Source organism: Thioclava indica (genome assembly GCF_000714545.1).
Lineage (GTDB): Bacteria > Pseudomonadota > Alphaproteobacteria > Rhodobacterales > Rhodobacteraceae > Thioclava > Thioclava indica.
The window spans coordinates 1-8,241 of the sequence record NZ_AUNB01000063.1 but is presented as its reverse complement, the minus strand read 5'-3'; the positions used below and the strand labels follow the sequence as shown (position 1 = coordinate 8,241).

The 8,241-nt window shown below is 54.3% G+C and carries 9 protein-coding genes; 4 read left to right on the top strand and 5 right to left on the bottom strand.

The annotated features are described in order from the left end of the window. Nucleotides 1–152 precede the first annotated feature (152 nt). Nucleotides 153–266: a hypothetical protein gene (locus DT23_RS20110; protein ID WP_240473642.1), complete on the top strand. Its 114-nt coding sequence runs from the start codon at nt 153–155 to the stop codon at nt 264–266. Nucleotides 267–625: 359 nt separating this feature from the next. Here the strand turns inward: DT23_RS20110 and DT23_RS15795 are convergent, their stop codons facing one another. After that, nucleotides 626–925, bottom strand: a complete 300-nt coding sequence (locus DT23_RS15795) for an SCP2 sterol-binding domain-containing protein (protein WP_038132788.1) — start codon at nt 923–925, stop codon at nt 626–628. Nucleotides 926–1,127: 202 nt separating this feature from the next. Between DT23_RS15795 and DT23_RS19625 the strand changes: the two genes are divergently transcribed. Beyond that, nucleotides 1,128–1,304: a hypothetical protein gene (locus DT23_RS19625; protein WP_156023985.1), complete on the top strand. Its 177-nt coding sequence runs from the start codon at nt 1,128–1,130 to the stop codon at nt 1,302–1,304. 258 nt (nt 1,305–1,562) lie between these two features. Here the strand turns inward: DT23_RS19625 and DT23_RS15790 are convergent, their stop codons facing one another. Together DT23_RS15790 and DT23_RS15785 are read right to left on the bottom strand one after the other, a co-directional pair. Continuing rightward, nucleotides 1,563–2,723 (bottom strand): Glu/Leu/Phe/Val family dehydrogenase, encoded by a 1,161-nt coding sequence (locus tag DT23_RS15790; protein WP_205618260.1) that lies wholly within the window; start codon nt 2,721–2,723, stop codon nt 1,563–1,565. Between the two features lie 515 nt (nt 2,724–3,238). After that, nucleotides 3,239–3,493, bottom strand: a complete 255-nt coding sequence (locus tag DT23_RS15785) for a hypothetical protein (RefSeq protein ID WP_038132786.1) — start codon at nt 3,491–3,493, stop codon at nt 3,239–3,241. Between the two features lie 910 nt (nt 3,494–4,403). Between DT23_RS15785 and DT23_RS15780 the strand changes: the two genes are divergently transcribed. Further along, nucleotides 4,404–4,976: a TetR/AcrR family transcriptional regulator gene (locus DT23_RS15780; protein ID WP_240473641.1), complete on the top strand. Its 573-nt coding sequence runs from the start codon at nt 4,404–4,406 to the stop codon at nt 4,974–4,976. 19 nt (nt 4,977–4,995) lie between these two features. After that, the gene (locus DT23_RS15775) at nt 4,996–5,850 is read left to right on the top strand and encodes an SDR family oxidoreductase (RefSeq protein ID WP_038132784.1); all 855 of its coding nucleotides are present in this window, start codon (nt 4,996–4,998) and stop codon (nt 5,848–5,850) included. 448 nt (nt 5,851–6,298) lie between these two features. Here DT23_RS15775 and DT23_RS15765 read toward each other — a convergent pair whose 3' ends face one another. Both DT23_RS15765 and DT23_RS19210 read right to left on the bottom strand, forming a co-directional pair. Then, a complete protein-coding gene (locus tag DT23_RS15765; protein WP_156023984.1) occupies nt 6,299–7,435 on the bottom strand; it encodes a Hint domain-containing protein in 1,137 nt (378 codons plus the stop codon). A 542-nt stretch (nt 7,436–7,977) separates the two neighbouring features. Continuing rightward, nucleotides 7,978–8,241, bottom strand: a 264-nt coding sequence (locus DT23_RS19210; RefSeq protein WP_205618259.1) for a TetR-like C-terminal domain-containing protein, incomplete at its 5' end; no start/stop codon positions are given.

Genomic DNA, 8,241 nt, shown 5'->3' with positions numbered 1-8,241 from the left:
CGCGTCACCCAGATTCAACCATAGCTCCGACCATGACCCGAACCATTCACTCCGCTGGTCAAGCGGCCCTGATCGAAGTGCTCATTTCCGCACGCAGGGCTGCGGGCCTGTCGCAAAGCGCTATGGCCGAATGACTAAGCTGCCATCAGTCAATGATCGCCCGGATCGAGAGTGGCGAGCGCCGGATCGACGTGGTCGAGTTGGTGATATTGGCGCGCGCCACAGGCACATCGGCCGCAGCGATCTTGGCAAGACTTGAGCCGTAAGTGCCGGTTGAGCAGCGGATCTAGTTTCTGCTTTGCGTGCTAAAATCTAGGACTGGCTCGCAATATTGAAAGCTGCGGCAATGTTGTCCCTTGGGGTCGTGTGGGAGCGTGATGAGGAGCACGATCCGGCCCGTTGCAGTCCTTCATCCTGCCGAGTGCCCGTTGCGGTGCGGCTCGCCCAAACGGACATTCGCAGCTCGCCCATGATCCAAAATGATTTGAACTCGGTGCCGCTGACAGTGCTGCAATTCGCGGCGGTTTTATCGACCGAGCATTCGCGCGTTTCCCAGCAATACCTCGTCTCGCTGGGGGAATGCATCAAACCTGCGATGAAACCGGGTCGTATACCGTCAGGAAACCTATTTCGTCGTGCTCAGGATTTCTCCAATTTTGAGCGCTTTCATAGGGTTCCCGTCTATTTTTAGTTGGCGCATCATAAACGCCTTTGCGGGGTTCTTTACTCCCATTGCGATGTCGTAGAACACGCTAGCATCCGCCGTCAGAGTTATGTCAGCGGCCCGATCACTCTCAATTGCTCCGGTTTCGTCCACAAAGAGCGTCGCAGTGCCCGGCATCTCTAGCCGCACACTGCCCTTTATCCGATTTCTTGCGCGGTCGCTCACGAGGTCTACGATTTCAGCCTTACTTGGTTTGGTCACGTTGGTCTCCTTCGCCCTCCATGGACACTGTTTTCGGTTGCTCTGTCTAGTTTGACGCCGGGTCGTGACTGGAGAATTGCACTTCAGGCCCGTTGCTACCCTTCATTGCTCGTCTCAGATGCTGCGACCAGATCCCGCTTTGCGGAGTTGGCTTCCGTGATCGCCGCCCCTATTCCCTGCCGACGAACAACGAAGTCGTCAGATGGAACGCGAAACCAACCTTGTCATTTCCGACGCCTCGCGGCGCATCGTCGAGGATGGGGTGCCATTCAAGGTGGATATCTGCAAACTCGAAGGTGGGGAGAGATCGACACCGGACGTTGTGACCGAAGACGGCCATCTATCGTTTGGGACAATCTCTTCGACGATGATCGCGTAACGTTCGACAAAGCGCTCGAGACCATCCGCAGCGAAGGCGCCGTGGCATTCACCAGCGGCGGATTGAAAGTCATACCGTTCAAACAGCAGGCGAAGGGCTCACAGGGGCCTTTCGTCGGCTTATCTCGCGCCGCAGTGCAGCGTCACCAAACCAGCTGTGCGATGCGTTGCGCAGAATGCGCCGAAAACAGCAAGACGCCTTAACCAGCAACCCTATCTCTTCTTTCATTCCCATAGGGATCGACGTCAGGTTGTGCGACTACGATCCTTCGAAATAGGCGGGGGTACCACGGGCTTCCACGGATTCCGCAATCCGACGAAGGCCATGGGTATACGCGGCATCGCGCATCGACAGGTCCATTTCATTGTGCAAAGCCCAGATCGCTTGGGTCTCGGTTTCCATTGTTTTTTTCAAGTGATCCCGGACACGCGAACTGTCCCAATAGAAACCGGATCTGTTCTGAACCCATTCCAAGTGCGAAACCGTGACCCCGCCGGAATTCGCGAGGATATCGGGCACGATGATTTGCCCAGCAGCGCTCAGCTTTCTATCGGCCTCGGGCGACACGGGGCCGTTTGCCATTTCAAGAATGATGCGGGCGTTGATCTTGTCGCAATTGTCGAGCGTGATCTGTCGCTCCAATGCTGCGGGCACCAACACGTCGCACTCAAGCTCCAACAGCTCTGCGTTGGTAATCTCGTTCGTCTTGCCTTGGCCCTTTGCACCTTTCACGCCGCCTGTTTCATGCTTGTGCTGCATGACAGCCAGCGGATCCAAACCGCTTTTGTCGTATATGCCGCCGCCAGAATCCGAGATGGCGATGATTTTATATCCGTCTGCATGAAGGAGCTTGGCGCAGTAATAGCCCACATTTCCAAACCCTTGGATCGCCACGGTGGCGCTTTCCGGATTGAGAGCAAGCGAGGTTTCCAGATGGCGCAGGGTATAATATCCACCGCGCGCCGTCGCATCGACGCGTCCGTTCGTTCCGCCAAAGGCTAGTGGCTTGCCGGTAATTGCGCTCGGTGATGCCTGCCCAGAAATCGAACTGTATTCGTCCGCCATCCAAGCAATGACGATGCCATTGGTATACATGTCCGGCGCCAGAATATCGCGATCGGGTCCAATGAAAGGGGCAAATGCCTCGATATAGGCCCGGCTCAACCGCTCTAGCTCGTTGGCCGAAAGCGCCTTGGTATCAACGCACACCCCGCCTTTTCCGCCGCCAAACGGCAGATTGGCGACGGCACATTTGAACGTCATCCAGAAAGAGAGTGTCTCGATTTCGTCGAGCGAGACGTTTGGATGAAATCGGACGCCGCCCTTGGTCGGTCCGCGCCGATCATTGTAGCGACACCGCCACGACTTGAACGCCCTGCGGCTTCCGTCGTCCATCCGGATCAAAAGTGTGGCGGCCAACGTCTCGCGCGGCCATTTCAGTTCTTCGAAGACATCGGGGTGGATGTTGAGCCGCTCACTGGCGCTGCGCAGAGCCTCAAGGGATTTCGCCAACATCCCGTTGGCGCCAAGCATGTTTTCCTCAAGGGTTTTATTCTTGGTCGGCATTGTCTCGGACCTCCATGGTGTGGCCTGTAAGCACAATGTGCGCACAGTATGGTTCGATTATCTATGCTCGACATGTCTTTCCTGAACCAGGTGCGGATGGCTGGCACAAAGATGCACCACATGTCCGCGATAAAAGACATCGACAGCGAACGACCAGTTTCCGCCTTTTATCTTCGGATCCAAGGCGAACGCTGGGCTGCGAATGACGCACAGTGCACAAGACCCAGTTTTATGTAGGGGCGTCGGAAAATCATAAAACAAGGAGAATAGGATTGCGAAGCTTCTCTAGGATACACGCGGTACTTGCCAACAAAAATTGGGGGCGCCTGCATTTTGCAGACGCCCGCTATCATAAATGGAAGTTTTTTTCAGCTTTCGTGTCTACGCGTGGGGAGGTTTTTGGTCGTCGGGATGACGGTCACTTCCACAGTATCAGTCGGCTTTAGATTTGCCCGATGCAGATCCTTGGGGGAATAAACCGTGCTCGCCGGGACGCTCGCCGTGTCCGTGGCGGTGACGCCATTCGGGAAAGGGGCATGACGTTCATGCATCTGAGAGTTTGCGGCCGAAGCGGAACCTGCGAAAAGCGCGAGGACGGCAGATGCAGCGATGATATGTTTCATGGTAGTCTCACTCTTTAATTTAGGGGCGAGGGTTCTTCCCTCTCGTCAGGTCATATGGTGCGCCCTATTGCAGAGTAAATGGCATTTTGCGGCCTACTCTGTGCGCTGACGAACGCTTTATTGGTCCGACATTCACGGTTGAAAATTGCAGCAACCTCCCCAAGCACCGATCTTGTGATCCGGATCTGCCTGATGATGAAACTGCTGTGCGGCCAGCCAACCCGGTAGACGACAGGCTTAGTGTCTAGCATTTTGCAGATGGCCGGAGTGGATTGGCCGGTTCTCGGCTTTTTACCCTGAGCCGCAGGAAAAAGAACATCACCGTCGGGATCCCGAGCCGCCGGTCGCCGGGAGGCCGCAACCCGTTGGCGGACAGCACGGGGATCAAGTCCCTAGGGGGATGGCGCCCTCTCGGCCGATTGCTTTGCTATCGCCTGCCGGGCAATGGATGGCGCCTTCGACACACCCCGCTGCCATACAGAGATCCACAAACACGGCAATACCGCCATCACCCCATTCGCAAAGACAATCGCTTCTGGAAACGGCCCTAAGCTGCCACTTGTCGGGCTGATCTGAGCTAAGCTGTTGCTTCCTCAAACCAGGCATAGGTGGCATCGTGCAGCATGATCTGGCAGGATGAGCTCTGCAGTGCAGGCAAACGTTGCTTTGCAAGACGGTCACAATGGCCCTTGGCAGAACTTGGCTGCAAGCCACATGCATCGACTGAACGAATAGCCATGTGCCCTGCAAAAGCCGAGCCGGACGCTTGGCCAGCAGCATCCGCACTGTGAGTGCTTCGGTCGCTTACCTGAAATCTTAAAACCTACAAAGACATGAAAAGTTGCTTCACTAGTATTGATAATGAATATTCATTACGTAAATTGACCATTGCCTGAGGTGAGGATGATCAATGCCAAGACTGAGCAAACCAGAAACCAGAGAAAAACTCCGCGACGCTGTGGTCGCCGAAGTGGTGGAAAACGGGATTTCCTCGTTAAATGTAGCAGGCATCGTTGCGCGGGCAAAGGTGTCTGCGGGCACGGTCTATGTCCATTTTGAAAACAAGGATGACATGCTCCGGAAGGTGTACATGGAACTCAAGGCAGACTTCCACCACACCGTCACCAAACACCAAGTCGAGACCGACAGCGCGCAACTTGTTCGAAATATGTGGTTTGCGATGTTCGACTTTGTGCATAACCGCCCGCAGGACTTCCTGTTTCTCGATTATGCGAGTGCTGCAAAGATACTCTCACCAGAACAACAAGCCATCACAGACAAATATGCCGCTGAAATTGCGGCACTTCTAAAACGCGGGGTGGATGACGGCACCTTGGCCGATCTTGATACCAGTCTGCTTTCACTTTTGTTGGTGGCTCCCGCCATGCAGCTCGCACGCAGTGCCGTCCTTTCAGGTCAGAAAATCCCCGAAACTCTGATCGAACAGACCTTTGAGCGGGTCTGGCTTTCGATCGCAAAATAGTAATCAAAAGGATCAAACCATGCCGAAAGTTATACTCATCACAGGCACATCCACTGGCCTTGGCGTGGCCACTGCAGTTCAGGCTGCACAGGCCGGACACACCGTGTATGCGACCATGCGCAACACGCAAAAACGCGACACCCTCGATGCGGCTGCAAAGGTTGCGGGGGTAACGCTGAACGTGCTGCAACTTGACGTGCAGGATGCGGCCTCTGTCAACGCAGCAGTCGATACCGTAATTGCCGAACAGGGCCGCATTGATGTGCTGATCAACAACGCTGGCATGGGGTATGTGCGCAGCCTTGAGCAGGCCGAAGAATCTGATATCCAAAAGATCCTCGACATCAACTACACAGGCGTCGCGCGCTGCATCAAGGCGGTCATGCCACACATGCGCAAAGCCCGCGCCGGCCATGTGATTAACATTAGTTCTGTCGGTGGCTTGGTTGGTCAGCCGTTCAATGAAATCTACTGCGGCGCGAAATTTGCTGTCGAAGGCCTGACGGAGGCAATGGCCAGCTACATCACCCCAGCGTTCGGCATCCACTTCACCGCCGTTGAGCCAGGCGGCATAGCTTCTGAGTTCGCCAATACGGTGTTGGAGCAAGTCGAACAGACAGGTGGCATGTTGGAGGACGAATACCTGCCGATCCTTCAAAAATATATTTCGAGTTCTCAAAACCGCCAAGAGACGGGCATCTACCAGAGCGCGGATGAGGTCGCTGCGATTGTCATGAAGGTAATGGGTTCAGAACAGCCTCCTGTACGCGCGCGGACTTCTGAATGGTCCGAAGACTTCAGTAAACTCAAAACCGGCCTTGATCCGGATGGATTAAAGCAACAATCGTTGGTCGCCGAACAGTTCCTGAAATAGTCCACACGTTCGGGGCCTTTGACTTTTTCTGTTCCATAATGAAATCAAACGCCGCCATGAAATTTGGCGACGTTTGCGATGCATAGCTGCCCTTTGTACGCTTCGCAGCATCGGCCCAAGTCGGACCAATCCGGACTTGCGGCGGTGCCGCACGCAAATCTTGACCTTGCAGGATTCGGCGCAAGCAACCAGTTGGCCGCGCACAGCCCTTTCGCGACGTTTCTGCAAGGTGCACCGGAAGCTCAAGGATTGGATATCAAGGCGGTTACCTGCGCTGGGGTCAAGGTTGTTGCCAGCTGATGAGCGGTGTGCGAACGGCCTTCAACAGGTCCGTCCCCGCCAGCGATAAATGCTGTCGAGCGTCGCGCTGTAACGTGCGGCCAGAGCCGACTCCGGTTCGCCTTTTTTCAACATGACCCAGACCCGAAAACCACCGCCTTTTACACTTTTATGCTGCGTAGATTTTGCTTTCTTCGAAACAAAAAAGTTCAGCTTCATGTTTTTTCAACGTCATACGCGCTGTAGAGCCGTATCGGGCAAAGCCGTACCGTTTCAATTCAGGAAAGAGCGAGAATATCTCGTTACGCACGTCAGCGTCCAGCGCAGAGATGCCAATTTGCCCGGGATGAAAGCTCTCGGAGGCCATGTTCGAGGTCTGAACTATCTCATGCTGATCAAACAATATGTGGAAGTATTCGATCTCAGTTGCACCTAGATCCCGTTCGACCCCCCCAAGGTCAAGAAGATGTTTAGCAGCAATGAGCACTTCAAACTCACCGAAAAGCAGTTCAACATGCGCTCCGCTCACAAGAATCCGATGCGCAGGCGAAACACGCACATCGCGGCACGGCAGATTTGCACCAAGGCATCCGCGACGCAAAACGATTGGCCGCATCTGATCTGTCTGTGCGGTCAGATTAAGCTTTTTTGAACCAACCCATATAACCTCTTGCAGCCCGTGATCACGTGTCTGCAACAGGTCACCTTTTCGGAGCGATTCAATCCGTAGGCTTCCACGATTCGTCTCAATAAATGTGCCGCGTGTGAAACAGGGGACTGACACAATCTCAGAAGACGTATTGTTGGTGATCGCCGAGTTATATTCGTACGTCAGCGTTGTACCCGCAGGTGGTGCCGGCCCGTCAAAAGTCACTCCGACAACGGTAAAGCTATAGCCTTCTCCGATTGACACCGCGACCATCGTATATTCGGTCCCATCTGGACCTATGACAGGAACTTCATACTCGTTCTGCACATACACCGGGGCTGGGTCCTGCCAAAGAGTCGTTTCTGCATTCGCTATGTATGTATTACCAGCAATGCTGACATCAGATGTCAGTTGCTGATCGATCAAGGTAGCTCCCGAGACGGGATCATCCGACAGAATGCCATCATTGTCGTTGAAGTTGATATCCGTTGTTGTACTGCCAAGCGTAATTGCAAATCCGTCAAATGGCCAAGCCATCTCATTGTTCAACGCGAGGCCATCTTCTTGGGCTGTCAGTGGATTTGTCGAAGGCTCCACCCCAGTTGCCAAGTCGATTATATCAATGTCATTTACATCATAGACGGAAATAGTGGCCAATATCGCGATCCATACTCAAGGCACTCAGGAAGCTACTGTGTTTATGGGCTGTACACATATCACAGTAATGTGGCGGTTTCACGATCAGCGAGACACAACGTAAGTGCCACTGCGCAAGAATTCGCCACACTCTCTTTTACTCTATCACATAAACGACGGGCTGTGTCCCGTTGAATGGCGACATTGTGCTAATTTTACGAACTCCCAGTGTGTCCGGCCCCCCTGACCTCCGCTGCCTAGCTCACCTGGCACGCACAGCGAATGTCTCCTTCGACGGGCCGCGCCGCAGCATCCGTAAAGGCGGATTGATGGCAGCAACGGGCCGTTCGCACCTCACGTTACAGGCCTCTGCAAAGCCCCCTCCCTGCGCAGAGCCGACCTTGGGGCGCAGCACAGCATGTGGGTTTCGGTCTGCTTGGGCTTGCATGGCCGCTTTTGCCTGTCTGGCAGAGAACTCTTCGCAGACCCAGCGAACGTCTGCATACCGCCAGATACTGTTCAGAAACAACGTGTTGCGCGTGCAGGAAATTAACCGTAGCGCACTAAAGCGATGAAGGCAGACATCCTAAGATTTCTTGAGCTATGTCCTGTGCCAGACGAACATCAAACGCGCCACGGTTAAGAAGGCGATACCAGAACGCGCCATGGATCATGGTTGAAATCATTTCCAGATTACGACCGGAAGCAAGCTCTCCGCGTTCTTGTGCCCGATGTAGCAACGCGGTGATCATCTTTTCACGCGGCAAGACGAAATTCTTATGGAAGGAAGCATGGCGTCCGGAGCTATGCCAGAATTTGGGTGATGG